Raw genomic sequence first — 25347 nt, 5'->3', positions numbered from 1 at the left:
AGTGCTGCGCCGATTGCGCCGCACGCCATCAATATCTGGAGAGTCGCCGCATGACGAACACGCGCTCCGGCGCTGACATCCTTGCCGATACGCTGGCCGAATTCGGCGTGCGCGTAGTTACTCACGTACCGGGGGAGGGCATTCTCGAAATCCTCGATGCATTGGCATCTCGTACGCCGCAAATACGGCTGGCGAGTTTTCGACACGAAGCGGGTATGGCCTTTGCCGCCCAGGCAATAGGGCAACTCAGTGGCATGCCCGGGGTTTGCCTTGCAGCTCGCGCGCCGGGGGCATTGAATACCTGTCTTGCGCTGCATACGGCCGATACAGATAGCGCACCGATGATTCTGATTGTCGGCCAGGCATCCACCGAGGTGGCTGAGCGCGAAGCATTTCTGGGCAATGAGTTTCATGTGGCGTTCGGCCCGCTCGTGAAGTGGGTCGCTCAAATTCCGGATGCGGCTCGCATTCCCGAGTTCGTAAGCCGTGCATGGCATACCGCAATCAGCGGAAAACCCGGGCCCGTCGTGCTGATCCTCCCCGAGGATGTGGCGTTGCAGCAGAGGGCCGCGCCTTCACTCGGCGCACCACGGCGTGCCGGAACCTCCATCGACATGGGAGATGCGTATGCGATTGCGGAAGCGTTGCGTCGCGCGGCGAGACCGATCTTGTGGGTTGGCGGAACAGGCTGGTCGTCTGAGGGCCTCGGGGATCTGGTCAAAGTGGCCGAGCGATATCAGGTGCCGGTTGTCACCTCGTATCGCCGTCGCGATCTGCTGGACAACGGGCATCCCAATTTCTGCGGAGAAACCGGAATTGGCATATCGGCCGCGCTCGCGCGTCGTTTCGAAGCGGCGGACCTTGTGCTGGTTCTCGGCGCACGAATGGGCGAACTCAATACGTTCGGTGCCGACGTTTTCAAGGGGTTTTCTCTGTTGCGGCCGCCGAAGCCGGCTTGCAAGCTGATTCATGTCCATCCTGGCCAAGCGGAACTCAACAATGCCTACCAGGCAGATATTGCGGTATGTGCCCGACCCGAAGCGGTACTCGCGGCGCTGGCTCGCATTGCCGATGGTCAACGAAAGCATGATGGTTCCTGCACCTCGATGCCAGAGGCGATGGGGGCCGCGCGCTTGCCCTGGGTCGAGTCGATCCGTCGCGAGCGGGAGCAGTTCGTGAGCACCGGCGTGTGTCCCGGCCCCGTCGACCTGCGCGTGATCTACGCCCGCCTTCGCAAGATGCTGCCGGACGATACGGTGGTGGCTGCCGGTGCGGGTGCCTACGCCATGTGGCCGCAACGTTACTTCCCGCATCGGCGGCCAAACACGCAACTCGGCCCCAAGAGTGGCGCGATGGGATATGGGTTGGCTGCCGCCATTGGCGCTGCCTTGCACGGTGGCTGCGACAGACCCGTCGCGATTGCCGGTGACGGCTGTTTTCTCATGCATGCGGAAGAACTGGAGTCCGCTGTGAGATTGGGGCTGCGTTTGCTGGTTCTGGTGGCAAACAATCGCTCCTACGGCGCCATTCGCGCTTCGCAACAACGCACGTTCGGCCGAGAGGTCGGCACGCGTTTGGGCAACGTCGACTTTGTTTCCTATGCGTCCTCGTTCGGCGCCAAGGCATGGCGCGTAACCTCGACCGATGAGTTCGCGCCCGCGCTCGATGCCGCGCTTTCCCACGACGGTGTTTCGCTGATCGAACTCGCCCTTCCCGACACATTGACCAAGCCAGTTCAACCGTGACTTCCACCATCATTGTCGGCGCCGGTATTGCCGGATTGAGTGCGGCTTGGGAACTACAGGCTGCTGGGGTTTCGGTGCGTGTCTTCGAAGCGGCTTCCGTGGTGGGAGGGCGCATGGGAGACCGATTCGAGAATGGCATCGCCTATAACAGTGGTGCGCGACTGATCTATCCCTTCAGCAAGGATCTTCATCGCATCATCGCGGCTGCGGGCGTTACATCTTCACTTGTGCCGCTAAGGCGCCTTAGCGCGCTTTGCACGAGCCCTGGCGGGCCGTACTCTATTGAGCTCATGCCCTCGTCGAGGGCCTTGTTCACACCCGGCTTGCCGTTTGGTGAGCGGTGCCGCCTGATACGCGCGGCGCTTACCCTGCGCGCGCGCAAACGACAGGTCGATCCCGATTGGGCTGTGTCTGCACTGGAGTGGGACGAGATTACCCTGGCCGAGTGCATACGGGAGGAGATCGGCGATGGTGTTCTCAAGCGCATGATCGAGCCGGTGTTTCGCGGCACACGTAGTTTCGATGCCGACACCATCTCGGCGTTGTTCTATCAAAGCACGATGCCTCATTTGGTCGGCGAAGACACCGTGTTTACCTTGGCTGGAGGTATGGGGCGATTGTGCACGGCGTTGGCCGACAGGTTGCCGGTCGAGACAGGTGTCGCGGTGACGGCAGTCGAACCGCATGCCGATCGATGTATCGTGACGCTGGCTGATGGGCGCGAGCTTTCAGCGGATTATGTGGTGATCGCGACGGAGGGGGCACGAATCGCGCCTTTGCTGGTTCGGCCCTCGCTGGAAGAGCGCGAAATGCTTGCGGCGATTCGCTACAACGCGTTGGGCATCACGCATTTCGCCGTCGCCGGATCGCTTGAGCCAGGTATCGAATTTGCCATGCGGGATTCCCCTACCCGTATCGCAACGTATCAGCAACTCAATGCTGCCCCTCATCAGGGGCGCCCGAACGCACAGGTGTACTGCCAACTGACGCCGGAGGCCATTCGGCAAGTACAGGCGCAGTGCGCCACGGATCGTCTTGATGAGTGGGTCATTGACGAAGTCAGGGCGCGTATTCCCGACTTCGACCAGCGGCGCTTGTCTACCGTGAATCAGTGGATTGCGCACAAGATTCCAATTTTTTATCCCGGCTATGGGCATGTGCTTCGCCGCTTCCTCGATTGGCAGGACGCGGGGAAGTCGCGCATACGCTACTGCGGGGATTGGATATCTCAAGCCCTGCTCGGCGGCGCCTGCGCAAGCGGCGTGCGGGTGGCGGCTCAGATTGCCGGCAATTGAGGCCAGCGTGGTCGGGTCGATTAGCGTATGGCGGCAGCTTTTAGTGGAAAAGATTGGGTGAGACGCCACAAAAGTTAGGTTTTCGGCACAGACGCAGACCTCAATATGTTTGCTGCCATGTTCGGTGCTAAAAAGACGGTCAGACGTCTGCACCGTTTCGGCTGAGATGGACACAGATTCCCTGGGATTTCCTGGATTCATGAAGAGTGCGCTCTCGATACCACCGAGCCCGACGCGCCGCATTGGAGATGTCACGCATGAGAGCAAGATCCCGCAGGACGTTTCTTTCCCTTACGATTGTCACGGCGCTGGGCGTAGGCCTGTCCGGTGAGGCGACGTCGCAAACCGCTATCGCGCAGACGGTCATTGGCATTGCCAACCTGGGACCTCACCCGTCACTCACGCGAACGATCGCCGGATTCAAGGAGGAGATGGCAAAGGCTGGCTATATCGATGGAAAGAACACCCGTTATGCCTACAGCGACGCGAACTTCACGCAAGCGTTGATGCCGCAGATGTTCTCCCAGATTCTGACCAAGAAGCCGGCCCTTATCCTGACGTTGACAACGTCGGTCTCGCAGGTCGCTCGTTCTGCCGTTTCGGACCGAAGCATCCCGTTGATCTTCGCGGAAGTTACCGATCCTGTCGCCGCAGGCCTTGTACCGAATTGGACGCATGGTAGTGATCGCTTTACCGGCGCGTCGGATCTTCAGGATTTCGATGCCATGCTGGTGTTTGCGAAGCGCCTATTCCCCGGATTGACGTCATTCGGTGTGTTGTATAGCCCAGGCGAGGCTAACGATGTCGTGACGAACCAAGCGCTTGAAGCTGCGGCCAGACGTGCCGGGCTTACCTTCAAGGCGGTGAGCGTCGATGCGGTAAACGATCTGGCACAGCGCGCACAACTGCTCAAGGGTGTTGGATTCGTCTATCTCACCGGGTCGAATCTCGTGCAATCCGCGATTCCGACCGTTGCGGCATCGATGGCGCGCCTGCGCGTGCCGATCATCAGTTCCGAAACCGAGGCGATCAAGCAGGGCATGGCGACTGCTTCGTTTGCGGTGTCGCTCGAATCGGTTGGCGCTAACGCTGCGCGTCTTGCCGTACGTGCGCTGAAGGGGGAGGCGACGAATTTGCTGCCAGTGGCCAAGCCCGCATCAACCGATTACGTCACGTCGATCAGCCGGCGTGAGTTTGCCAAACTCGGGTTGCAGGTCCCGTCATCCTTCGAGAATTGCCAATGCTTTATCAATTGAATCCAAAACGCAATCGGGCAGGAGATAACGTGAATCAGGACGCATTGCCCATGCTGTCGGTCTCGGGTGTCAGCAAGACGTTTCACGCGGGCACGGTCGATGAGCGCGTCGCGCTGACCGATGTCTCGCTGGAACTCAATGCAGGCGACTTCGCTGTTGTCGTCGGTGGCAACGGTGCGGGTAAATCGACGTTTTTGAATCTACTCGCGGGCGAAGTCGAGTCGGATACCGGAACCATTAGCGTCAACGGGCGCGACGTGACATCGCTGCCCACGCATCGGCGAGCCGAATTTATTGCGCGCGTGTTTCAGGACCCCTCCGTTGGTACCGCGGCGGCCTTGAGTCTTGAAGAAAACCTGGCCGTGGCTGCACTTCGCGGGCAACGCCGCACTTTCGGTAGAGGTCTCACGAGCACGCAAATGAGCCACTTCGAGGCGCGTATCGCCTCGTTCAACCTCGGTCTCGAAAAGCGATTGAAGGCGAAAGCGTCGTTGCTCTCGGGGGGACAGCGGCAGGCACTGTCGCTACTTATGGCGGTGCTGCGTCGCCCCCAATTGCTGCTGCTCGACGAGCATACCGCCGCGCTTGACCCGCGCACCGCGGAGATCGTCATGCAGGTAACCGAGCAAGTCGTCCGCGAACAGCAACTCACGACGCTAATGGTCACGCATAACATGCAACACGCGTTGGACTATGGCAATCGACTCATCATGATGTCGGATGGGCAAGTCGTGGGCAATTTGACGGGAGAGGCGAAGCGCCGCATGACGATGGAGAAACTGATCGCAACGTTCCACGAAACCGCTGAGCAGGAGGCGCCGCAAACGGCGAATATCTGATGAATTTGATTTCGGGATTCCTCGACCTGGTGCCTGTCGGCATTCTCCAGGGGCTGACGTATGCGTTGATTGCCATCGCGATCATGATTCCGTTCCGGATACTGAATTTTGCGGACATGACCGGCGAAGGATCATTCCCCTTCGGCGCGTGCGTTTGCGCGAAATTCCTCATGCTGGGCCTCGACCCCGTAACGTCGCTGCTTGCTGGGGCATTGGCGGGTTTTCTGGCTGGCCTGCTCACGGGATTTATTCACGAGAAGGTGAAGATAAACACGCTTCTGTGCGGGATTCTCGTGCTCTCGATGCTCTACTCCGTCGATATTCGGGTGATGGGGCAACCCAATGCGGCATTGTTCACCTTTGCCAGCATCTTCTCTGCACTTCCCGGTGATGGCAGCGGCTATCTGCCGCGGATTGTCATGCTCGGTGCGATCGATATTGCGATCGCGGGGCTGGTGATCTGGTTCCTGGGAACCCAGCATGGCATGGCGATGCGGGCCATTGGATCGAGTGCGGCGATGGCGAAGGCTCAGGGTATCAACGTGAAGGTGTACACGTTGTGCGGTCTCGGGCTGGCGAATCTGTTTGCTTCCATGGGAGGGGCGGTGCTTGCCCAAAACCAGGGCTTTGCCGACGTGAATATGGGGTTCGGGGTGCTTGTCAACGGATTGGCGGCGTTGCTGCTCGGTGAAGCGCTCATCGGGAATCGTTCGATGACCCGGCAGGTGATCGCCCCCGTGATTGGCTCGATCGTGTACTTCCAGTTGATCTCCGTCGTTCTGACGTTGGGTTTCCAGCCGTCGGATCTCAAGCTCGTCACGGCCGTTTTCGTATTGGCCACCCTGCTGGCCATGGCAGCACGCAAGCGTAAGGGCGCACCGTCCCGCAAGCTCAAGCCTGTGACGCCTTGACACAGAGTGGTATCGCGGGAAATCGCATTCGCGAGAAGTCCGAAGGTTACGCCGCCCGGTCTCCAAACTAGCCGGGTGGCGTTTTTTTCTCTAGCGGGTGAATCCGTTCCAGCGAGAGTAGGCATCTTCCGCGTTGAGACCAAACTGGTCCAGCATTCGATTGACCGTGTACCCGACCATGTCCTCCACCGTTCTTGGCTTTGCATAGAAAGCAGGCAAAGGCGGCATGACCACTCCTCCCATCTGAGTGATCATCGTCATGTTCTGCAGATGCGCCAGCGTCAGTGGCGTTTCGCGTGCGAGCATCAGGAGCTTGCGACGTTCCTTTAGCGTCACGTCGGCGGCGCGCGTGATCAGGTTGTCGTCGAATCCGTGGGCGACTGCCGCCAGCGTTTTCATCGAGCACGGTGCGATGGCCATGCCGTCGTGAACGAATGATCCGCTCGCGAGTGTTGCGCCTACGTCGTTGATATCGTGCATGACGCTCGACGCATGCTTCATGTCCGCTTTGCCGAGATTCATCTCGTCATGCAGTGTCATCCATCCGGCACGAGAGACCACCAGATGCGATTCGACCTTCCTCTCGCGCAGGGCGGCGAGTAGGCGTACGCCATAGATGGCGCCCGTGGCGCCCGTTATCGCAACAACGATTCGGCGTGTCATTGCGCCAGCCCCTCACCGGCCAATTGCGGCAGGTAGTCGAGCAGATCGAGCGTTGTCGTACCGGGAATTGACTTGCGTTCGAACTCGGCTTCACGTCCCCACGGTTTCGTGGCGTCGATGGCAAGCCGTCCCCAGTGGTCCTTATGCGGATCGCGGTAGAAACCCGGTACGCCGGGAAGGACCAATGTGCGGGTGTCCGCCCGCCCTCGGGTGAGAAAAGCCCATATGACCTCGTCCAGGTTGTAGATATCGATATCGTTATCGACGACGATACACAGCTTGCTGTAATCAAGGTGCGCACCCATGGCCGCCAGCAGGACGTGTTGCGCATGTCCGTCATATTGTTTGTCGATCTTGATGATTGTATTCATCACTGTCGGCTGGCATGACACGTCAATGATGCCCCGAACCTGCGATGCGACCGATTTGTAGATCCGCGCAGCAGTGGCCGCTTCCAATGGCCTCAGGTCCTCGTTCGAGCCGCATATCAGTCCGTGGAACACCGCGTTCTTGCGCCAGCCGACATGAGTGACTTCAAAAACGTGGTTGTCGCCGATGTCGACGTAGTAGCCCATGAACTCACCGAACGGGCCTTCCGGGCGTCTCACGTTGGGCAAGATGCGACCTTCTATCACAATGTCTGCCGCGACGGGCACGTCGAGGCCGATCGTATGTCCACGTCGCATGGCGATCGGCCCACCCCGCATCGCCGACGCCAGTGCGATCTCGTCGCCATCGGGGGGTAACGATACGCATGCCGCCATAAAGAGTTCGGGCGCCGCGCTGATCAGAATGGCCGCTTCTAGCGCTTCGCCTCGTGATTCTGCGGCATGCTGATAGCGGGCCAGATCATGCGAGCTACCGAGTCTGATGCGCAGCTCGTTGTCGGATATGACCATCGAACGGTGGAACGATAGATTGGGAATGCCGGTGTTCGGGTCTTTGGCCAGGAACAGCCCGGAGGTAATGTAAGGCGCGCCATCGCGTTCGTGATACGTGAGAATTGGAAGATCCGAGAGCTTGCCCGTTTCCCAGTCGTCGGGTTGTGTCACGAACTCGACGGACTTCTCCAGCGTTGAGGCAAGCGTGATCTCCTTGTCTAGGCGAGCGCAAAACGTTTCGTCGTCGGAGCACCGGATAATCTCGCGAAGGCGCTGATGATCGCTATATAGATTCATCACTACCGGCAGCGCCGAGCCTCTTACCCGTTTGAATAGAACCGGCCGGTTGGTCACCGTTTGGAGGCGACGCGCCACCGCAGCGGCTTCGAAGCGCGGATCCACCTCGCGTTCGACGGTCAGGAGTTCGCCGCGTGAGTGCAGCCTGGCGAGGAAGTGTCTCATGCAAAAGCCTCAATAGCGTTATGGAAACGGTTGCTAGCGCACTGACGTGGGACTGGCAGCCATTCGTCTGAAGACAGGGGTATGCCGAACCGTGTTGCGCTTGTTCGAGGCACGTCTGAGATATATCGCAGGGCAGGAGAGGGGATGTTGGGGAAGCGTATGCAGAGTTAGGGATCGCGATTTTTTTAAGATTCCGGCACTCGAATTCGAGGGAATTTGGGGGGAACCAGAATATCGATCCGCCAACGGCCCCTTCTATAATCGGTGAACGTGTTACGGACTGGCAGGGACCTATGACTCACGCACAGATATCTGTTTCCACCCCCGAGGCCATCGCGTCATCGCCCTGCTCAGGGTTGTTTCGCACGGCGCTTGCCGGCACGGGTTCCCGCTTGACGGAAGCGTTTCATCGGGTGCGGGCGGCCTCTGATTGTGTGGTTGCACCTGAACTGGGTCTTTATGGCCGTACCGTGCAGGTGCCAGGGGAGGCCGAGGAGGGCACCTGGAAGATGATCAGCGTGCGAGACGAGATATTCATTGTGGTGTCGGATTGCCACTATGCTCACGCCCGCTCGGAAATGGTTCCTCCGGAGGGGTTTGTGGAGTTCCACTATCTCGTATCCGGACCGGCGGAAGTGGATCTCAGCGAGACGGGACACGTTCATGTCAGCGCGCCGAACCTGATGATTTGCTATCAGGGCGCTGATCTGCGATACCAGGTCACGTGCGCTGCGGGTGTCTGGCGTGCGATTGGTATGTACGTGTCGCGGAAATACTTCGACAGGGTGTTGCGTTCGTTGGGAGAGGAGGCCGATGGCATTCGAGCGAAACTTGCGTCGGTGACCAGCGACCAGATCTATCACTCTCAAATGCGGCTAAGCATGGAAGCGCTCCATGTCGTGGAGCATTTGCTGGCGAGTCCCTACCACGGTGCTCGGGAGTTGATATACGTGGAGGCGAAGTGCGCAGAAATACTCTGCGCGAGTATCGGCATGTGGATTGGCAGTCTCGACGTCAGTCAGTCCGGTGAGATATTGTCGTCGCGCGATTTGCGCCTGATTGGACGCGCACGCGAGCTTATCGTGGCGGATCTGCAGAAGACCATGACGATTCCTGAGTTGGCTCGTGCGGTGGGGACTAATGCTTCAAAGCTGAAACGCGGCTTCAAGTTTCTCTACGGTGTGACGATTTTCGAATACAGCCAACGGTGCCGTATGCATGAAGCCCTCAGATTGCTGGTGCAAGAGCGCTTACCGGTCGGACAGGTGGCGTTGGCGGTCGGCTATCAGCATCAGACGAGTTTCACTACCTCATTTCGCGATTTTTTCGGCTTCTCTCCCAAGGACGCTCGCCGTCTCAACGGCCCGGAGGGTACCGCTTCCGCCCGAGAAGTTTCGGACGAAGACAACGTTCCCGAACGCCCCATCGGCTAACAACGTTATCTCCGCCGGAAACAGTTAAATCGGCGCGAAAGCGACCACGGTATTGGTACATGAGCGCCGCACGACCACGATAGCGTCGGCAACGCGAAGTATTCGACTCACGCATTTAGAAATAGGAAATCGGTCCCTTCGCTATCTCCCTTGTTTTTACCCGCTGATTGCCTTGTTACGATGAAAGGAAGGTTTGCCGTGCCGATGCCGAGAGCTTCGCGCCGAGCATGCTTCTTCTGAAATTTGCTTAAATGAGGCGATCATGTCAGCAATGGAAGTTCGCAATCCGCGGACGGGGCAATATGACTATTTTTTTAACGCTGCAACGGCTGAGGAAGTCGGCGAAATGGCCGATCGCGCTCGCGCAGCGCAACGGCAGTGGGCCGAACGCGGCCTTGAGTATCGTACGCAAATTCTGATGGCTTGGGCCGATGCGCTAAAGATGCAAGGGACCAATATTGTGGCTGCACTGTCGGTCGATACGGCTCGCACGCGCATCTCCGAGGAAGAACTCGGCGCTGTCATTCATTTCATCCACGGATTTTGTGAGGCTGCGTCCGAGGTGCTCGCGACGCCTTTTCGTAAGGTTGCATCGCACCCGGATGTGGTTTTCAAAGTAACTTACGTTCCATATTCGCTCGTTGGTGTCATCAGCCCGTGGAACTTCCCGTTGGTTCTGTCTTTTATCGACGCGATTCCGGCGTTGGTGGCCGGTTCGGCGGTCATTATCAAACCGAGCGAAGTCACGCCGCGATTCGTCGAACCGCTTCGCAAGACAATTGAGGCCATTCCGGGACTGAAGGACGTACTACAACTGGTTCAGGGCGGCGCCGACACTGGGCAGGCTTTAGTCGCGAAGTCCGACGCGGTGGTGTTTACGGGCAGCATTCCGACCGGACGAAAAATCGCTGTCGCGGCGGCCGAAGCGTTCATTCCTGCGTTTCTGGAGCTTGGGGGCAAGGATGCCGCCGTCGTGCTCGAGGGCGCGGATGTAGAGCGCGCCGCCACCAGCATTTTGCGCTCGGCACTCTACAACTCGGGGCAGGTGTGTTATGCCATCGAGCGAGTCTACGCACACGCTTCACTGCACGATCGGCTGGTCGATGCGATGGTTCGGCAGGCTGCGACCCTTAAGCGTAGTCTGGCAGCGGGGGATGGCGGGCATTACGGTCCGATGATTTTTTCGCGGCAAGGCGCGATCATCGATGCCCAACTCGACGATGCTGTGGCAAAAGGAGCCCGCATCGTATCGGGCGGCAAGAGTCAGATGGTTGACGGTGCCGTTTGGATTGATCCGACCATTGTCATCGGTGTGAGTCATGACATGACGTTGATGACGGAAGAAACATTCGGTCCGATCGTACCGGTGATGAAATTCTCATCGGAGGACGAAGCCGAACGCCTGATGAACGATAGTCAATTTGGGTTGTCGGGTGCCGTATTTGGTCCGGATTCTCATGTTGCAGGGAATTTCGCACTGAAGATGGAGGCCGGCGGGGTCAGCATCAACGACACCGAGTTGCCGCGCGTGATGATGTTTGATGGCGAAAAGATGGCGTTCAAGCAGTCGGGCATGGGGGGGTCTCGCTACGGCGCGACCAGCTTGTTGCGATACGTGCGCAAGCGCGCGTTGCTGGCCAATGAGGGCCCTGTTCCTCCGCTGTCGAAATTGGAAGAGACGCCGTTGTAAGGCGACGTGGCGGCGCTTCAATGTCTCGGTTCGCGGAGGGTGGCTTTTGCTACGTATGTTCTGCGATAGACCACCCTCCAGCCTGCACTCAGCGCCTCGTGGCATCCTGATCAGGCGCCACAACCTCAAGATCGAGCAACGCTGAACTTAGCGATTTTCCATGCGCGTCCAATGCGAGTGAACGTGTCACGCCACCCCCCAGGGCCTTACCCAATACGAAGTTGAAAGCCGCCAGATGGGGAAGCTCGTAGCGCACGACATCTCCGAGCACGACATCCGCCAGGAATGCCTTGACCCGCTCAGTCGTGACTTCGGCGCGAAGGTGTTCGTAATGTTGTGCGTCGTAACAGATGAGTGAGACATTGAGCGTGTTGCCTTTGTCTCCCGTGCGCGAATGCGCGAGTTCTCGCAACTTCATCTCAAATCTCCACAAGGGTGAACGCGGGCCTCGCGTGCTCGCGTGGCAACAGCACCGATTGGACCGCCAGCACTTCGCGCACCGACTTCGTCGCGCCGCCACCGCCGGCCGGGCCATTCGTGTACAACGTCTCAACTTCGTTGCCGATGCGCACGGCCTGTTCGGCCGATGTCGTACGTCCTGCCACGCGTACGCGAACCTCGTGCGGCTCTGCGTTCAGTGAACTCAATGTCTTGCCGTACAGCGAATCCACGCCGATCACGTCAAAACGTAGTTCGCTTGTCTGTACGCCGGTCAAGGCCAGGCGCTTACGCACGATCTCGATAGCAAGCCGTGCGCGCGCAAGCGCGCCGGGGCCACCATAGGAGATCTGTCCTTCCCCGATGAATCCGTCGACATAACCGACGGACACCTTGAGCGTGTCGGTACGGGGCGTTCCGCGTCCACCCGTGACTCGGACCCGGTCGGGCGCTTCCTCCACCACGCGGACTTCAGAGAAATCGGCGACGACGTCCGGCTGAAGGTATCGGCGCGGATCGTGAATTTCGTACAGCAACTGCTCTTTACAAGTGGCTTGCGTGACACGTCCCCCCGCTTGCGGGACTTTCGTGATGACGACCGAGCCATCGGCCGCCACCTCCCCAATCGGAAAGCCGAGCTTTGCGAGCTCAGGCACGTCTTTGTAGCCGGGATCGGCGAAGTAGCCGCCCGTGACCTGTCCCGCACACTCCAGCAGATGCCCGACAACGGTGGCTTGACCCAGCCTGTCCCAGTCGTCCATGCGCCAGCCGAACTCATGGATCAGCGGCGCGGCAAACAGTGAGGGGTCCGCCACGCGTCCGGTCAATACGATCTGCGCCTCCCCGGCCAATGCGTCGACGATGGCGCTTGCCCCGAGATAGGCGTTCGCCGACACGATTCGCTTTCGGTAGGACGCGACGCTCTCGCCGGTTTCCTCGAACTTCGCATCGCTTTGCAGCACCACGTCGAGCACGTCGTCGCCGGTGACGGCGGCGATTTTCACATCGCCTAGTCCCAACCTGCGAGCGATCTCGGCCGTCTTGCGCGCCGCAGCAAGCGGATTCGCCGCGCCCATGTTCGAGACGATCCGTACGCCATTGCGCATCGCGGCCGGCAGTACGGCGGTCATCCGTGCTTCGAGCAGTGGGTCGTAGCCAGCTTGCGGGTCTTTGCGGCGTGCCTGTTGCGCGATGGCAATCGTGCGCTCCGCGAGGCATTCGAAAACCAGATAATCGAGTGCCCCGTGCGCTGCGAGTTCGGCCGCAGGTTCGATACGGTCGCCGGAATACCCAGCGCCCGCACCGATTCGAATGCGTCGCGGGGCCGGGTGGGTTGGCTTGCCTGTCATGCGGGTTGAGTCCGTTCGGTAGGGCTTAGAGAGGGAAGACGCCGAGCACGACGGCCGCGATCGTCATGACGATCGATGCGCCGAAGAGCAGCGGAAACGTGAATTTCTGGTGATCGGCCAGATCGATGCGGCACAGACCGACCACGAGGAAGGTGGCCGGCGTGAGCGGGCTCACCGGGAAGCCCGTGGTCATTTGGCCCAGCAACGCGGCCTGACCGACTTGCACCGCCGGCACGCCCAGTTGTCCGGCCACTTCGGCAATGACCGGCAGAACGCCGAAATAGAACGAATCGGGATCGAAGAGCATGCTAAGCGGCATCGACACCAACCCGAGTGCGACCGGAATGTGGCCCGCCATGCCTTGCGGCACGAAGCCGACGGCACCCTGCGCCATTGCCTTGAGCATCCCGCTGCCTTGCATCACCCCGGTGAACACACCCGCAGCAAGCAGAATGCCCGCCATCATCAACGCCGCACGAGCATGCGCGTCGATGCGTTTGCGCTGCATGTCGACGTTTGGATAATTCACCATCAACGCCACGCACAGACCCACCATGAACATGATCGCGGGCGGAATCTTCTCGCCCATCACGACCATGGTGCCAAGCACGATCAGCGTGAGCACGATGTTGAACCAGAAGAGCTTCGGGCGGCGCAGCGCCTGCTCTTCCGGCGACAACTCACGTTTCGGCATGGGGATCGCGCCACTGGCGGCGGTGAGTCCGAGACGCTTCTCTTCGCGACGCCCCAGCCAGTAAGCCATGCCGAACACGAAGACCAGTCCGATGGCCTGCACCGGAATCAGCGGATTGAACAGGCTCGACACGGGCAAGTGCAGCGACGCCGAGGCCCGGATCATCGGCCCGGTCCACGGCAGGAAGTTGATGCCTGCGGCCATCGATACGGCAGCCGCGAGCACTCGCCGGTCCATGCCGAGGCGGTCGTAGAGCGGCAGCATTGCGGGAATCGTGACGAGGAAGCAAACCGCGCCGGAGCCGTCGAGATGGATGAGCAATGCCAGCAGCGTTGTGCCCACGACGATACGTGTCGGCCGTGTGCCGACCGCTTTCAGAATGCGGTCGATGATCGGATCGAGCGTGCCTGCATCGGTAATGGTGCCGAAGTAGAGGATCGCGAAGACGAACATGCCAACGACCGGCGCAAGACTCTTGAGCCCGTCGATCACGAATTTGCTCGTTTGAAAGCCAAATCCACCGATCAACGACGCCGCAATCGGCACGATGATGAGCGCCACCAGTGGCGACATGCGTTTTGACAGAATCGCGCCGAGCAGCACGACGATAGTGGCCAGCCCCAGTAATGGCAGCATGTGCTTGTCTCCAATATTGTCTTTTAGTGCGTTGGAGCGTAAGTTCCGTGGATTGATAAATCAATTGAAATGATTTGATTGCAGTAATCAAAAAATATAATGGATCTGAATCTACGAGACATTCGGGCATTCCTTGCCGTGGCGCAGAGCGGTAGCTTTACGCGTGCCGCGGGGGGGCTGCATCTGTCGCAACCGGCCTTGACCGTACAGATTCGCCGGCTGGAGGAGACCGTCGGCGTGCGATTATTCGATCGCAATAGCCGCAACGTGGCGTTGACCCCGGCAGGGCGTGCGCTGTTGCCGTTGCTGCAAAAGTCGCTGCACGACATGGAGCAAGTGTTGATCGACGCACGCGCCTTGGGCGACGGGTCGAGCGGCATGGTGCGCATCGCCTGCCTGCCAACGTTTGCGGCGAGCGTATTGCCGGAGTTGATTCAGCAGATGAAGGCCAGCGTACCGCGCGCGGGCTTTCATGTGCGTGACGCCGTGGCCGGGGTGGTCGACTCGCTGGTGCGCAGTGAGGAGGTCGATATCGGACTGACGGGCGGGGAGACGACCGGCTCCGAGTTCGACGTGCTGTATTCTGGCGGCGATCACCTGGTGGCGGTGCTGCCTGCGCGTCACAAGCTCGCACGGCGCAAACACCTTGGCCTCGCGGATCTTGCCAGCGTGCCGTTGGTGCTGACGGCGCAGAACACCAGTGTCCGGGCAGTCGTGGACGGCGCATTTGCGCGCGGCGGCTACACGCTGGAGATAGCGTGTGAGCCAACCTACATGATGACGGCCGTCGCCATGGTCAGGGCGGGACTCGGCGTGACGATCCTGCCCGAATCTGCCCGGGAGGTCAGGGCGGAACCGGAGTTGCTGATTCGCCCGGTGGATCATGACGCATTCTTGCGCCCCATCGCCTTGATAAAGAAACGGGGGCGGACTTTGCCCCCCATCACGCAAACGTTCGTGTCGATGCTGCTGGAAAGACTGGCTCCCGCATGACGGATGGGGATGGGGGCAATGTCTTCGTATGTGTGGCACTGCCATTCGTGTCGGACGTGGCGCGACGCTGGCGCTAAGGTTCGATGCGTTGGAGCGCGACGATCCCGGAACTTGCCACCGTGCCGGTGACCCTCAGTCCAGGGTCTAGCCAGTCCGTCATTGCCCATACCCCGTGTGCGACACGCCGCTGCCATGCGCGAAGCGGTACCTCGCTCATGGGCAGACCGGACATATCGACGCGATTCATTGTGTCCAGCGTTGTCTCACCGACCTTGACGAGACTTTCCTTGCGCGTCCACAGCCGCAACCAGGCAAGTGCGCGCGGCGATGGTGCGAAATGCGTGTGCGCGACGCTTGCGAACGCAGCCAGACGCATACGCTCGCGTTCGTTCAATCCAGGCAAATCCGGATCGGCGGCTATCGCCTGATCCCAATGTTCGATGTCGATCCCAATGGGCGCGATCGCGCACGCTGCCGCCACGGTGCCCCGGGTGTGACTCAGGCTGACGTGCAGTCCGGGGTGCGCCGGCAAATGCGGGCGCCCGTGGGCGCCGCCACAGCGTTCGCAGCGCTGCATGAGCCCATAGGTGCGGGCTTCCGGGCCCGGGATGTCCGAGGTGCCGATGACGCGCGCGGCGGCAACGCGCGCCAGGATGTGCGCCGCAACATAATCCTCCCGATCGGCCGGTCGGGAAAACGCGTCGGCGCGCTTCCATTCCTCCGTGCTCAGGTGGGCGGTCCACCGCCCGAATCTTGTCAGTACTCCACGGGATTCGCCGTACAGCGCAAGCCCCGTCCCCGTCAGTCCAACGTTATTGGAGTGCGTCATGGTGAGTCGTGCGCCTGACTCGGCACGGCGTCATAGGAATAAAGGAATCCAAGCAATTTGGGTGCCACCGCCATAAGACGGCGAGAAACGTGACGACGAGATCGCGGACAGGTGTCGCAGTGTGCGACAGGTGTCGCAACTTCATACACCTGTCGATCGCCACACGTTGTGATCTGACCTGTGGCGGGGCGATGCGAAGACGGCGCGCCGGGCGGTTCGCTTCGTCGTGACATCGTGCAGGCACGCGGCGCGGGCGAGCTTGCCACAGCGGAAGAAAGGGAGGTGAGCGTCAAACCGAAAATGAATCGAGGGCATTGGTTCGAAACTTGCATCGTTACTGCGAAGTGTCGGCCAGCATTTGCCGCTGGTAGACACGTCTTTCACACCACAGAGGAGCGGCTTGATGCGAACACGACGACTGGGAACGCAAGGGTTGGAAGTCCCTGCGCTGGGATTGGGCTGTATGGGGATGAGTTACGCCTACGGACCGTCCGACGATGCGGAGTCGGTTCGCGTATTGGAACGGGCACTGGCATTGGGGTGCAATTTCTTCGATACGGCGGAGGTTTATGGACCGTTCGAGAACGAACGCTTGCTCGGGCGCGTGCTGAAGGGCCGTCGCGACAAGGCGATCATTGCGACAAAGTTCGGATTCCGTCTCGAAAACGGCACGGTCACCGGGGCGAATAGCCAGCCGTCGCACATTCGTGAGGTGGTCGACGCCAGCCTCGCGCGGCTCGGTACCGACTACATCGATCTGCTCTACCAGCACCGCGTCGATCCCGACGTGCCGATCGAAGACGTCGCCGGCACCGTTGGCGATCTCGTCAAGGCGGGCAAAGTGCGCTATTTCGGACTGTCCGAGGCAGGCGAGCGCACGATTCGGCGTGCTCACGCCGTGCATCCCGTGAGCGTGCTGCAAAGCGAATACTCGTTGTGGCACCGCGACATCGAAGCGGCGATCCTGCCATGCCTGCGCGAACTCGGTGTGGGACTCGTGCCGTTCGCGCCGCTCGGTCGCGGCTTTCTGACGGGCACGGCGCGTCGCGCCGAGGCGTTCCCCGAAGGCGACTCACGCCGGACGTCGGACCCGCGTGTACAAGGCGAGAATTTCGACGCGAATATGCGCCTTGCCAACACCTTGGCCGTCTACGCCGGCAAAGCGCATGTGACGCCCGCGCAATTGGCGCTCGTCTGGCTGCTGTGGCGTGGCGACGATATCGTGCCGATTCCCGGAACGCGTCGCATCAGCCGCCTGGAGGAGAACCTGGGGGCTGCCGATGCCCACATCGAGCGCGAGATTCTGGAAGCACTCGACGCGCACTTTGCCGCAGGCGCGACAACCGGTCCGCGCTACAAGGAATCGGCGATGATGGCGTTGCTTGCCGATCGCACATAAACCTCGCGGCGAGCGGATGCAGACGGGCCGAAGCCCGTTCGCATCCGCCATCGGCCGTTCGTACGATAAATGCCGGGCGATCAGCGCTGCGGTCCGCGCAGGACGTCGCTACCCATGTCGCGCACATGAGGAATATGCAGTTCGCGCAGCTTGCGATAAAGCGACGTGCGGCAGATGCCCAGTTCGCGCGATGCGGCCGAGATGTTCCACCGGCGCGACGAGAGCACACGGATGATGATCTCGCGCTCGCCGTGGGCGATGGGCGAGAGCGAATCGAGCGGCGCTGCCGCTACGGCCACTGACACGGGCGCGATGGCGGTCGCGGCCGACGTGGCACTGTGCACCAGATTTGCCGGCAGATCGCGCAACCGGATCGTATCGTCGGCCTTGACGGCGCAAGCGTACTGGACGGCGGCGCGCATCTGACGCAGGTTTCCAGGCCAGGCGTAAGTTAGCATTAACTCGCGCGTTTCGCTGTCGAGCGAGTCGAGGGTCACATTACCTTGGGACTCCGTAATGAACATGCTGTTGAGCAACCAGGCGCGATCCTGTCGTAGTCGTAGTGGGGGAAGATTCACGATCCCCACGGCAATCCGGTAGTAAAGGTCTTCGCGAAACGATCCCGCCTGCACACGAGCTTCGAGGTTCTGGTGCGTCGCACAAATGAGTTGCAGATCGACGGCGACGGGATGCGTCGCGCCGATGGGCGTGACTTCCCGCTCGGACAATACCCGCAGAAGACGCGTTTGCTGGGCCGCCGGCATGTCGCCGATTTCGTCGAGAAAGAGCGTGCCGCCGTCGGCCTGTTCGACCTTGCCCTTCATGCCGGAATTCAGTGCGCCAGAGAACGCACCGCGTCGATAGCCGAACAGCTCGCTTTCGATGAGATTCTCCGGAATCGAGCTGCAGTTGACCGAAATCATGCTGGCGCGCCTGCGCGCGCTGTAGTCGTGCAATGCCCTTGAGAGGTATTCCTTGCCAGTGCCGGTTTCTCCAAGAATCAGAATGGGAAGTTGACGATCGATGAGCATGCGGGCGCGGGAGAGGGTGGCCAACATGACGGGGTCGTCACCGCAGAGTTGGTTGAGGGATGGACGTAAGGAGGACTGAAAGTTTGCGTTTGAACGGTCCAGCGGATCGTGGGCGTACATAGCGTCTCTCATTGACTTTATAGGATTGGGCGAGCGCTGCGTTTGGCTGCGCAATATCGCATGATCGCGATTGCCGTGTCTGGGGTGCTCCATAAAGCAAGAGCAAGGATAGTTCGATTCGTCTGAGGTCTCCAATACCATATGATGCGACGACTGATACTAGTTCGCTATGAATAGAATCCGATGTTCTTTAAAGGGGCTGGCTCCATGGAACTGAGGCAACTTCGCTATTTCGTAGTACTGGCTGAAACGCTCCACTTCGGGCGCGCAGCGAATCTCCTGCATATTTCGCAGCCTCCGCTGTCGCGTCAGATCGCGATGCTTGAAGATGAGTTGGGTGTCGTACTGTTCGAACGAACGCAGCGCAGCGTTCGACTTACCGCAGCGGGGCAGCGCTTCAATCGAGACGCACGCTCGGTGCTAGCCACGCTCGATCAGGCGCGCTCCCACGCCCGCGCAGCGGAAGTGGGGGAGACAGGCGTGCTTTGCGCGGGCTTCATGTTCGCCGTGGCTTGCAGCGTGCTGCCCGTGCTTACGCGAGCGTTTGCGGCCGCCTTTCCGCATATCGAGGTGAAACTCAAGGAGACGATTCCCACCGACCTTGCCGAGCAGCTACGTTGCGGCAGGCTCGATGTGGGCATCATGTATTCGTCCGACGCCACCGACGAGCTATGCACCGAAACCATTTTTCGCGAGCCGCTCGTCGCGGCGCTGCCCGCCGGCCACCGGCTGGCGGCGCGGTCCGCGATCTCGATCGGCGAACTTCGGGACGATCCGTTCATCATTTCGCCGCGCGACGCCTCGCCGTTCATCCACAACACGATTACCGATCACTGCCGTCAGGCCGGATTCCTGCCAAGAGTCCGGCTCGAGACCAACTTCCAGCAAACCATCGTCAACCTTGTCGGACAGCGCCTCGGCGTGGCGCTTGTACACAGTTCCATGCGCAGTACGCGCGCGGAGAATGTGCTGTTCGTGCCGCTGCTGCACGCCCCGCATATCGATGTCGCGCTCGTGTGGAGTGCGGCATCGAGCAATCCCTGCGTGCCTCGCTTTGTGCAGACGGCGCAACACATCGGACTGTTCGAGTCGTTGGCGACGGGGATACAAGTGTGCGCATAGCGCTCACCATGGCGTTCAACATGGTGTTCACTACGCGCACGGCCAGAGGGCTCAGGAGACGGCGAGGCAGGGCGCCGCCTTGCGAAGGCGTGCCTTGATGGCTTGCGCTAGGCGGGCCACACCCGTCTCGATCTGGATGGGGGTGGCCGTCGTAAACGTCAGGCGCATCGTGTTGGCCTTCGGTGTGATCGCATGGAATGACGCGCCAGGGATAAACGCTACGCCGCAGGCAAGCGCGTCCTCGAACAGCGCGGCGCTGTCGATCGCGGGCGGCAAGGTAACCCACAGGAACATGCCCCCGGCGGGGCGCGTCCATGCAACGCCATCGGGCATGTGTTCGGCCAGACACTTGAGCATGAGTGCACACTGCGCGCGATAGCGCAGGCGCACCGCCTCGAGGTGGGCATCGTATTGACCGTCGGTCAGCAGGGCGTGTGCGATCCGCTGCGTGATGCCGGTCGTATGCAGGTCGCTGGCCTGCTTGGCTTGCAACAACTTGATCATGAGTTCTTCGGGGGCGACGAGATAGCCCACCCGCAGGCCCGGCGCGATGACCTTCGAGAACGAGCCGATGTGAACCACGTCGTCAGGGGCCATCGAGAGCAGCGACGCGGGGGTGACACCGCTGTAGACGAGTTCGCCGTATGGGTCGTCTTCGACGAGCAGCAGGCCGTGGCGCTTTGCCCGGGAGACCAGCGCGATCCGGCGATCCAGCGGCAGCGTGCGGCCCGTGGGGTTCTGGAAGTTCGGTTGGACGTACAGCAGCCGGGCGTCGCGCATCAACGCTTCGTCCAGGCATTCCGGGATGAGACCGCCGGCATCGGACGGGGCTTCTTCAAAAACAGGTTCGTACTGCGCCAACGCCTGAACCGCACCGAGATACGTGGGCGTTTCGATCAGCACGCGGCTGCCGGGGTCGATGAGCACGCGCGCGACGAGGTCGAGCGCCTGCTGGGATCCCGTGGTGACGAGCACCTGCGCGGGACTCACCGTGGCGCCGCTGCGCGACAGACGTGCCGCGATGGCCTCGCGCAGTGGAGTGTAGCCTTCCGACGGACCGTATTGCAGCGCACCGGTGGCGTCGTGTTGCAGAATCTGCCCGACTGCGGCGCTAAGCCGCTCGACAGGCAGCGCGTAGGGGGAGGGAAGGCCGCCGGCGAACGAGATGATGTCCGGCCTTTCGGCCACCTTGAGCAGTTCGCGCAACGAAGAGGGCGTCATGCGTTGTGCGCGCGCGGCGAGTTGCCAGCGTCCGGCGGGCGGGATGTGTCTGTCCATGGAGCGGTCCCTGACGAAGCGAACAGGAGAGGGACGCCTCGTTCCCGAAGCGAGCGCCGAGGGAACGAGGCGGTGAACGACCAAAGGCGCGAAGGCCCGAAGCGGCGAAATTCCGCTCAGGCGTTGAACATCTTGCGAAGGTTGTCCATTGCCATCTTCAGGAAGCCGACCGCGAAGTCGTCGAACGCCGGCTGGTCCTTCGGATTACCGGAGCGCGCTTCGCCGACGATGCGGTAAGTTGCGGTGCAGGCATTGTCGCCGCGGGGCACGACTTCCATCGACGCCCACATGTTGCCGATGTCGAACGTGGTGTAGATCAGCGTCCAGCTCATGGTCATGCCAGCATCGTCGCGGGTGTTGAGTTGTTCCACGACCAGGTCGCCGCCCGTGAAATGCTTGTGGCGCAGCGAGCGAGGGCCGGTGGCGGTGCCCGTCATCTGGATGTACTCGAGACCGGTCACGAAGCGGTTGTAGCCATCGAAACGGCCGACCACATCCCATACCTTGCGCGCAGGAGCGTTCAGTTCCGCGACACCGGCGTGCACGGTGGTCGTCAGGTTGTGGATCAGCGTGTCGGGTTGCAGCTCGGTGCGGGTTTTTTGCAGCATGATGAACTCCTTGGTGAATGAAGGGACTGCACGAAAACAGCAAAGTTGCGATGCATGACGATCACGCCACAGACGCCGTGTCCGTCTCGCATTCAGTACGCCGCGCGCCATTGTTGGCGGGTGCGGGCAAGAAACCGCTCTCGATCAGATAGCCGAAGTGGCTGGCGAGCAGCCGGCCATCCTTGCGCGGGTACGCCACGCCCAGTTTTGCGAGCGCGCCGGCAGTGCGTTGACAGGCAATGCGCGACATATCGCCGATGTCTTCCTGACTGTCGTCGAGGTAGAACGCCACGACGTCGTACAACGCGTTGCTTTCGTCGATCGACGTCAACCGTTGACGCCAGTTCGCCGGCTCCTCCAGCGCCAGTGCGTAGCCGCACTGCGCCAGCGCGCCGAGGTAGTCTTCCCACGTCAGCGGTTGCGGGTTCTGGAGGTGGAAGACTCGCAGTTCGCGCTGCGGATCGGTGGTGCAGCGAACCATGGCATGGGCCAGAAAATCGACCGGGGCAAAGTCGAATTCGGTGTCGCCGGCGGGCGCGGCGCCGAGTTGGAGCGAGCCTTTGACAAGCAGAAGCACCCGATTCCGTGTCGGCTGGCAAAGGCCCGTGTCGGCAACACCGGTGATGTTGCCCGGTCGAAGGATCGTTGCATCCACGCCGCGCTCGGCGGCTTCCCACACCAGATGCTCGGCCACCCATTTGGTCACGTTGTAGCCGTTGTTGACGAAGGCGGGCGCGTTGCGTGCCGGCCCCTGCTCCAGCACATGGCCGGTCTCGTCCATCGCGCTCGCGGCGGACAACGTCGAGACGAAGTGCAGCGACTTGTTGCGGAACTCGCAGGCCAGTCGCAGCAGTTCGAGTGTTGCGCCGACGTTGGCGTCGTAGAGATACGGATAGTCGTAGACGTGGTTGACGTGCGCGCCGTTGTGATAGATCGCGTCGATGTCGTGTGCCAGCGTTCGCCATGCGGCGGGCGCAAGGCCGAGTCGCGGCTTGGCGAGGTCGCCGAGAATCACCTTCAGGCGGGGGTGCCCGGCGAGCGCACCGAGACCGTTCGCTTGCAACGCCTGGGCAAGCCGGGCTTCGCCTTCGCGCTGGCTGGCGGCGCGTACCATGCAATGCACCACAGCGGTGGTCTGGGCAATCAGTTCGGCGGCGATGAAGGTGCCGAGGAAGCCGTTCGCACCGGTGAGCAGGATCGTGCGAGCCCCGTCGGGCGCTGGGCGTAGTCCATCGACCGGACGGATGTCGTCGGGCAGTGCCATATCGTCGAACACGCGTTGCGGAATCCGCCCGCCCTTGTCGACGTCGTCGTTCTCCAGCAACGAGGCAAGTGCGGCAATGGTGGGTTGCTCCATGAACCGTGCGAGCGGGGCATTGCCGCTGAACTCCTTCTTCACGGCGAGCATCAGCTTCGAGACAAGCAACGAGTGGCCGCCGAGATTGAAGAACGAATCGTCCTTGCCGATTTCGAAAGGCTCCATGTCGAGAAGCCGTGCCCAGAGTGCGCGCAATTGCGTCTGCGTTTCGGTAAGCGGTGTGTCTTGCGCCTGCGAATCGGGGGAACCCGAGCGTCGATCGGGAATACGTGCCAGCGCACTGCGGTCGATCTTGCCGTTGTTGGTGGCAGGCAAGGCGTCTAGCATCACGATCTCGTAGGGCACCATGTAGTCGGGCAGGCGGGCGAGGAGCATGGCGCGTAACGCATCGCCACTCGCACGGCCGTCGAGCGGTCTGGCGACAAAGCACCGGATGCGCTTCCGATCGTCCACCACACATGCGCATTGACCGAACATTCCCGTAGCCAGTGCCGCTTCCTCGATTTCACCGAGTTCGACGCGGAATCCGCGAATCTTGACCTGCGCGTCGCGCCGGCCGACGAAGTGCAACAGGCCGTTTTCGTCCCATTGCACGATATCGCCCGTGCGATACAGCATCTCGTTGTGCGCCGATGGCCACTGGCCGTTGGCTTCGGCGTATGGATTCGGCACAAAGACGTGCTCGGTCAGATCGGGGCGATACAGATACCCATCGGCCACACCGGCGCCAGCGACGCACAACTCGCCTGGCTCTCCGGTACGCGCAGGTTCCCCGGCGTCGTTGAGCACGTAGCAGCGAACGTTGGCGATCGGTCGTCCGATGAGCCGGTTGCTGTCGCCCGTTTGCAGGCGCGCAATCGTGACCAGAACCGTGCATTCTGCGGGGCCGAAAATATTGTGGAATTCTCGTCCCTGACTCCAGCGCGCGATGGTCTCCGGAAAACAGACGTCGCCCCCCGTGAGCAGATGGCGCAGCGCAGGCCAACGAGCGTCGGGCATGACGCCCAGCAACGCGGGAGGCAGGAAGGCGTGCGTGAGCGCCTCGCGCTCGATGAGATCGCTCAACTCGTCGAGCGCGTGCCGCTGCGCTTCGGTAGGAATGACGAGTGTGGCCCCGGACAGGAACGTCGGGAAGATGTCGAGCAGCGAGACATCGAACGCCACCGTGCAGAACTGCAACACACGCGAACGCTCGCTCAGATGAACGTAGTCGCGATACCAGTGGCAGAAGTGCACGATGTTGCGGTGCGTGAGCATGACACCCTTGGGCGTACCGGTCGAGCCGGACGTGAAGATCGTGATCGCACAACGGCTCTGGCGGTCCGCGTAGCGTTCCACCGGCCAAGTCGTCGCGTCGATATCCACGCCGTTCGCATCGATCGAGCGCAGGCGGATGACGTCGATGTTCAGTTCCGAGAGTGCGCTCGCGTCGAAGTCGTCGTCGGTGATGAGGCAGGTGGCACGGCTTTGCTCGAGGATCTGCCGCACGCGATCGGGCGGGAACGACGGATCGAGGGGGGCATACGCGGCGCCAGCGCCGATGACACCGAGGATGGCCGTGTAAAGCAGGCGAGACTTGGGCAAGCGAACGGCAATGACGCGTGGTGCCTGGTCGCCGCATTCGCCCGGCGCAGCCATCGCTGCCGCGAGTTGCGCGGCCAGTTTCATCGAGGCGCCCACGAACGTGCGGTAGTCGACGTCACCCTGCGCATCGCGCAGCGCGATGGCCGACGGCGTTGCCACGGCACGGCGCGACACCATCTCGGGCAGTGACGGGTCGAGCGATACCGGCCGCTGTGTTTCGTTGCTGGCGTGCCATCCGGACAGGCGATGGAGGTCGAGTGTCACGCTGCCCGGTGAGGGGGGCGCCGGCGTGCGCGTACTCAGCATTTGAGGGGTCAATATGTCGCGCCCGAGCTGACTGACGATCGTCACGAGCAGGGCTTCCGCTTCCGTCTCGATCTCGGCGATAAGGTCGGCGCCGCAAACCGGCCTGCCGAATTCGCTCGCGCTGGAGGCAACATCGACGCCGCCGACGGGGCTTTGCCATTGCCAGGACAGTTCGGCGCTGGCTGGTGGGAATGCCGGGGCGCGCGCGGAAAACGTTAATGTCTGGTCTGGGCGGCAAGCGAAGCGCGGATCGGCGTCGCCGCATTCGACAAGCCACTCGGCTTTGAGCGGGGCAGCGTGCGCGTTCGGCAAGGTCCCTCCGAGCTGCGTGGCCATCTCACCCAGTGGCCCGGACGCGTCGCAAAGCGGCGTCACGTCGTGGCCCATGTCGTGCAGGGCGGCGAATACGCGGGCACCCAGGCGGTTGTTGCCGGCGACGGCGAAGGAAATCGCTCTCATGGCACGTT

At 61.2% G+C, this 25347-nt stretch carries 20 protein-coding genes; 10 read left to right on the top strand and 10 right to left on the bottom strand.

The window, feature by feature from the left end; all coding sequences use genetic code 11:
* The first annotated feature begins 50 nt into the window (after positions 1–50).
* The 5 genes from PHO31112_RS13515 to PHO31112_RS13495 all read left to right on the top strand — a co-directional run bounded on the left by PHO31112_RS13515 (position 51) and on the right by PHO31112_RS13495 (position 6046).
* On the top strand, positions 51–1745 hold the full coding sequence (locus PHO31112_RS13515) for a thiamine pyrophosphate-dependent enzyme (RefSeq protein WP_150620979.1): 1695 nt from the start codon (positions 51–53) through the stop codon (positions 1743–1745).
* Positions 1742–3040: a protoporphyrinogen/coproporphyrinogen oxidase gene (locus PHO31112_RS13510; RefSeq protein ID WP_174995707.1), complete on the top strand. Its 1299-nt coding sequence runs from the start codon at positions 1742–1744 to the stop codon at positions 3038–3040. The genes PHO31112_RS13515 and PHO31112_RS13510 overlap by 4 nt, the downstream gene beginning before the upstream one ends.
* A gap of 257 nt (positions 3041–3297) precedes the next feature.
* Positions 3298–4296: an ABC transporter substrate-binding protein gene (locus PHO31112_RS13505; protein ID WP_246178157.1), complete on the top strand. Its 999-nt coding sequence runs from the start codon at positions 3298–3300 to the stop codon at positions 4294–4296.
* A 50-nt stretch (positions 4297–4346) separates the two neighbouring features.
* A complete protein-coding gene (locus PHO31112_RS13500; RefSeq protein WP_150621090.1) occupies positions 4347–5135 on the top strand; it encodes an ABC transporter ATP-binding protein in 789 nt (262 codons plus the stop codon).
* A complete protein-coding gene (locus PHO31112_RS13495; protein WP_150620976.1) occupies positions 5135–6046 on the top strand; it encodes an ABC transporter permease in 912 nt (303 codons plus the stop codon). Before PHO31112_RS13500 ends, PHO31112_RS13495 begins: the two co-directional genes overlap by 1 nt.
* 90 nt (positions 6047–6136) lie before the next feature.
* On the opposite strand, the gene PHO31112_RS13490 is transcribed toward PHO31112_RS13495, so the two are convergent.
* Together PHO31112_RS13490 and PHO31112_RS13485 are read right to left on the bottom strand one after the other, a co-directional pair.
* Positions 6137–6709, bottom strand: coding sequence for a UbiX family flavin prenyltransferase (locus tag PHO31112_RS13490; RefSeq protein ID WP_150620975.1), 573 nt, complete (start codon positions 6707–6709; stop codon positions 6137–6139).
* Positions 6706–8052: a UbiD family decarboxylase gene (locus tag PHO31112_RS13485; protein WP_150620974.1), complete on the bottom strand. Its 1347-nt coding sequence runs from the start codon at positions 8050–8052 to the stop codon at positions 6706–6708. The genes PHO31112_RS13490 and PHO31112_RS13485 overlap by 4 nt, the downstream gene beginning before the upstream one ends.
* Before the next feature lie 293 nt (positions 8053–8345).
* Here PHO31112_RS13485 and PHO31112_RS13480 point away from each other — a divergent pair, with 293 nt between their 5' ends.
* Together PHO31112_RS13480 and PHO31112_RS13475 are read left to right on the top strand one after the other, a co-directional pair.
* Positions 8346–9485 (top strand): helix-turn-helix transcriptional regulator, encoded by a 1140-nt coding sequence (locus tag PHO31112_RS13480; protein ID WP_150620973.1) that lies wholly within the window; start codon positions 8346–8348, stop codon positions 9483–9485.
* A gap of 262 nt (positions 9486–9747) precedes the next feature.
* Positions 9748–11175: an aldehyde dehydrogenase family protein gene (locus PHO31112_RS13475; RefSeq protein ID WP_150620972.1), complete on the top strand. Its 1428-nt coding sequence runs from the start codon at positions 9748–9750 to the stop codon at positions 11173–11175.
* Positions 11176–11263: 88 nt separating this feature from the next.
* On the opposite strand, the gene PHO31112_RS13470 is transcribed toward PHO31112_RS13475, so the two are convergent.
* Genes PHO31112_RS13470 through PHO31112_RS13460 form a run of 3 tightly spaced genes read right to left on the bottom strand, consistent with a single transcriptional unit; the run spans position 11264 to position 14292 of the window.
* Positions 11264–11593 (bottom strand): AtuA-related protein, encoded by a 330-nt coding sequence (locus tag PHO31112_RS13470; protein WP_150620971.1) that lies wholly within the window; start codon positions 11591–11593, stop codon positions 11264–11266.
* Position 11594: 1 nt separating this feature from the next.
* The gene (locus tag PHO31112_RS13465; RefSeq protein WP_150620970.1) at positions 11595–12962 is read right to left on the bottom strand and encodes an acyclic terpene utilization AtuA family protein; all 1368 of its coding nucleotides are present in this window, start codon (positions 12960–12962) and stop codon (positions 11595–11597) included.
* A gap of 25 nt (positions 12963–12987) precedes the next feature.
* Positions 12988–14292 (bottom strand): CitMHS family transporter, encoded by a 1305-nt coding sequence (locus PHO31112_RS13460; protein WP_150620969.1) that lies wholly within the window; start codon positions 14290–14292, stop codon positions 12988–12990.
* A gap of 99 nt (positions 14293–14391) precedes the next feature.
* Between PHO31112_RS13460 and PHO31112_RS13455 the strand changes: the two genes are divergently transcribed.
* Entirely contained in the window at positions 14392–15285 is an 894-nt protein-coding gene (locus PHO31112_RS13455) for a LysR family transcriptional regulator (protein ID WP_150620968.1), read from the top strand.
* 73 nt (positions 15286–15358) lie between these two features.
* Here PHO31112_RS13455 and PHO31112_RS13450 read toward each other — a convergent pair whose 3' ends face one another.
* A complete protein-coding gene (locus PHO31112_RS13450) occupies positions 15359–16114 on the bottom strand; it encodes a 4'-phosphopantetheinyl transferase family protein (protein ID WP_150620967.1) in 756 nt (251 codons plus the stop codon).
* Positions 16115–16517: 403 nt separating this feature from the next.
* On the opposite strand from PHO31112_RS13450, the gene PHO31112_RS13445 reads away from it, so the two are divergent.
* The gene (locus tag PHO31112_RS13445) at positions 16518–17513 is read left to right on the top strand and encodes an aldo/keto reductase (RefSeq protein WP_150620966.1); all 996 of its coding nucleotides are present in this window, start codon (positions 16518–16520) and stop codon (positions 17511–17513) included.
* An 80-nt stretch (positions 17514–17593) separates the two neighbouring features.
* Here PHO31112_RS13445 and PHO31112_RS13440 read toward each other — a convergent pair whose 3' ends face one another.
* On the bottom strand, positions 17594–18571 hold the full coding sequence (locus PHO31112_RS13440) for a sigma-54-dependent Fis family transcriptional regulator (RefSeq protein WP_246178152.1): 978 nt from the start codon (positions 18569–18571) through the stop codon (positions 17594–17596).
* A 300-nt stretch (positions 18572–18871) separates the two neighbouring features.
* On the opposite strand from PHO31112_RS13440, the gene PHO31112_RS13435 reads away from it, so the two are divergent.
* Positions 18872–19786 carry a LysR family transcriptional regulator gene (locus PHO31112_RS13435; protein ID WP_150620964.1) on the top strand — a complete coding sequence of 305 codons (915 nt, stop codon included), beginning with the start codon at positions 18872–18874 and terminating at the stop codon, positions 19784–19786.
* A 51-nt stretch (positions 19787–19837) separates the two neighbouring features.
* Here the strand turns inward: PHO31112_RS13435 and PHO31112_RS13430 are convergent, their stop codons facing one another.
* From PHO31112_RS13430 to PHO31112_RS13420, 3 genes are all read right to left on the bottom strand, one after another.
* Positions 19838–21064, bottom strand: coding sequence for an aminotransferase-like domain-containing protein (locus PHO31112_RS13430; protein ID WP_150620963.1), 1227 nt, complete (start codon positions 21062–21064; stop codon positions 19838–19840).
* Between the two features lie 116 nt (positions 21065–21180).
* Complete coding sequence (locus PHO31112_RS13425; protein ID WP_150620962.1) at positions 21181–21672, bottom strand: SRPBCC family protein; 492 nt, start codon at positions 21670–21672, stop codon at positions 21181–21183.
* 61 nt (positions 21673–21733) lie between these two features.
* Complete coding sequence (locus tag PHO31112_RS13420) at positions 21734–25339, bottom strand: amino acid adenylation domain-containing protein (protein ID WP_150620961.1); 3606 nt, start codon at positions 25337–25339, stop codon at positions 21734–21736.
* Positions 25340–25347 lie beyond the last annotated feature (8 nt).

The sequence above is a fragment of the Pandoraea horticolens genome (assembly GCF_902459555.1).
Taxonomy (GTDB): Bacteria; Pseudomonadota; Gammaproteobacteria; order Burkholderiales; family Burkholderiaceae; genus Pandoraea; species Pandoraea horticolens.
Note: the sequence above shows the minus strand (reverse complement) of the source record. Positions and strands in the feature narration are given on the sequence as shown.

Bases quoted from the DNA above. Each gene is read 5' to 3' on its own strand.
- PHO31112_RS13470 (WP_150620971.1), bottom strand. From the start codon at position 11,593: ATGAAGTTGCGAGAACTCGCGCATTCGCGCACGGGAGACAAAGGCAAC.
- PHO31112_RS13495 (WP_150620976.1), top strand. From the start codon at position 5,135: ATGAATTTGATTTCGGGATTCCTCGACCTGGTGCCTGTCGGCATTCTC.
- PHO31112_RS13480 (WP_150620973.1), top strand. From the start codon at position 8,346: ATGACTCACGCACAGATATCTGTTTCCACCCCCGAGGCCATCGCGTCA.
- PHO31112_RS13425 (WP_150620962.1), bottom strand. From the start codon at position 21,672: ATGCTGCAAAAAACCCGCACCGAGCTGCAACCCGACACGCTGATCCAC.
- PHO31112_RS13440 (WP_246178152.1), bottom strand. From the start codon at position 18,571: ATGTTGGCCACCCTCTCCCGCGCCCGCATGCTCATCGATCGTCAACTT.
- PHO31112_RS13515 (WP_150620979.1), top strand. From the start codon at position 51: ATGACGAACACGCGCTCCGGCGCTGACATCCTTGCCGATACGCTGGCC.
- PHO31112_RS13500 (WP_150621090.1), top strand. From the start codon at position 4,347: ATGCTGTCGGTCTCGGGTGTCAGCAAGACGTTTCACGCGGGCACGGTC.
- PHO31112_RS13420 (WP_150620961.1), bottom strand. From the start codon at position 25,339: ATGAGAGCGATTTCCTTCGCCGTCGCCGGCAACAACCGCCTGGGTGCC.
- PHO31112_RS13475 (WP_150620972.1), top strand. From the start codon at position 9,748: ATGTCAGCAATGGAAGTTCGCAATCCGCGGACGGGGCAATATGACTAT.
- PHO31112_RS13435 (WP_150620964.1), top strand. From the start codon at position 18,872: ATGGAACTGAGGCAACTTCGCTATTTCGTAGTACTGGCTGAAACGCTC.
- PHO31112_RS13490 (WP_150620975.1), bottom strand. From the start codon at position 6,709: ATGACACGCCGAATCGTTGTTGCGATAACGGGCGCCACGGGCGCCATC.
- PHO31112_RS13505 (WP_246178157.1), top strand. From the start codon at position 3,298: ATGAGAGCAAGATCCCGCAGGACGTTTCTTTCCCTTACGATTGTCACG.
- PHO31112_RS13460 (WP_150620969.1), bottom strand. From the start codon at position 14,292: ATGCTGCCATTACTGGGGCTGGCCACTATCGTCGTGCTGCTCGGCGCG.
- PHO31112_RS13485 (WP_150620974.1), bottom strand. From the start codon at position 8,052: ATGAGACACTTCCTCGCCAGGCTGCACTCACGCGGCGAACTCCTGACC.
- PHO31112_RS13455 (WP_150620968.1), top strand. From the start codon at position 14,392: ATGGATCTGAATCTACGAGACATTCGGGCATTCCTTGCCGTGGCGCAG.
- PHO31112_RS13430 (WP_150620963.1), bottom strand. From the start codon at position 21,064: ATGGACAGACACATCCCGCCCGCCGGACGCTGGCAACTCGCCGCGCGC.
- PHO31112_RS13445 (WP_150620966.1), top strand. From the start codon at position 16,518: ATGCGAACACGACGACTGGGAACGCAAGGGTTGGAAGTCCCTGCGCTG.
- PHO31112_RS13465 (WP_150620970.1), bottom strand. From the start codon at position 12,962: ATGACAGGCAAGCCAACCCACCCGGCCCCGCGACGCATTCGAATCGGT.
- PHO31112_RS13450 (WP_150620967.1), bottom strand. From the start codon at position 16,114: ATGACGCACTCCAATAACGTTGGACTGACGGGGACGGGGCTTGCGCTG.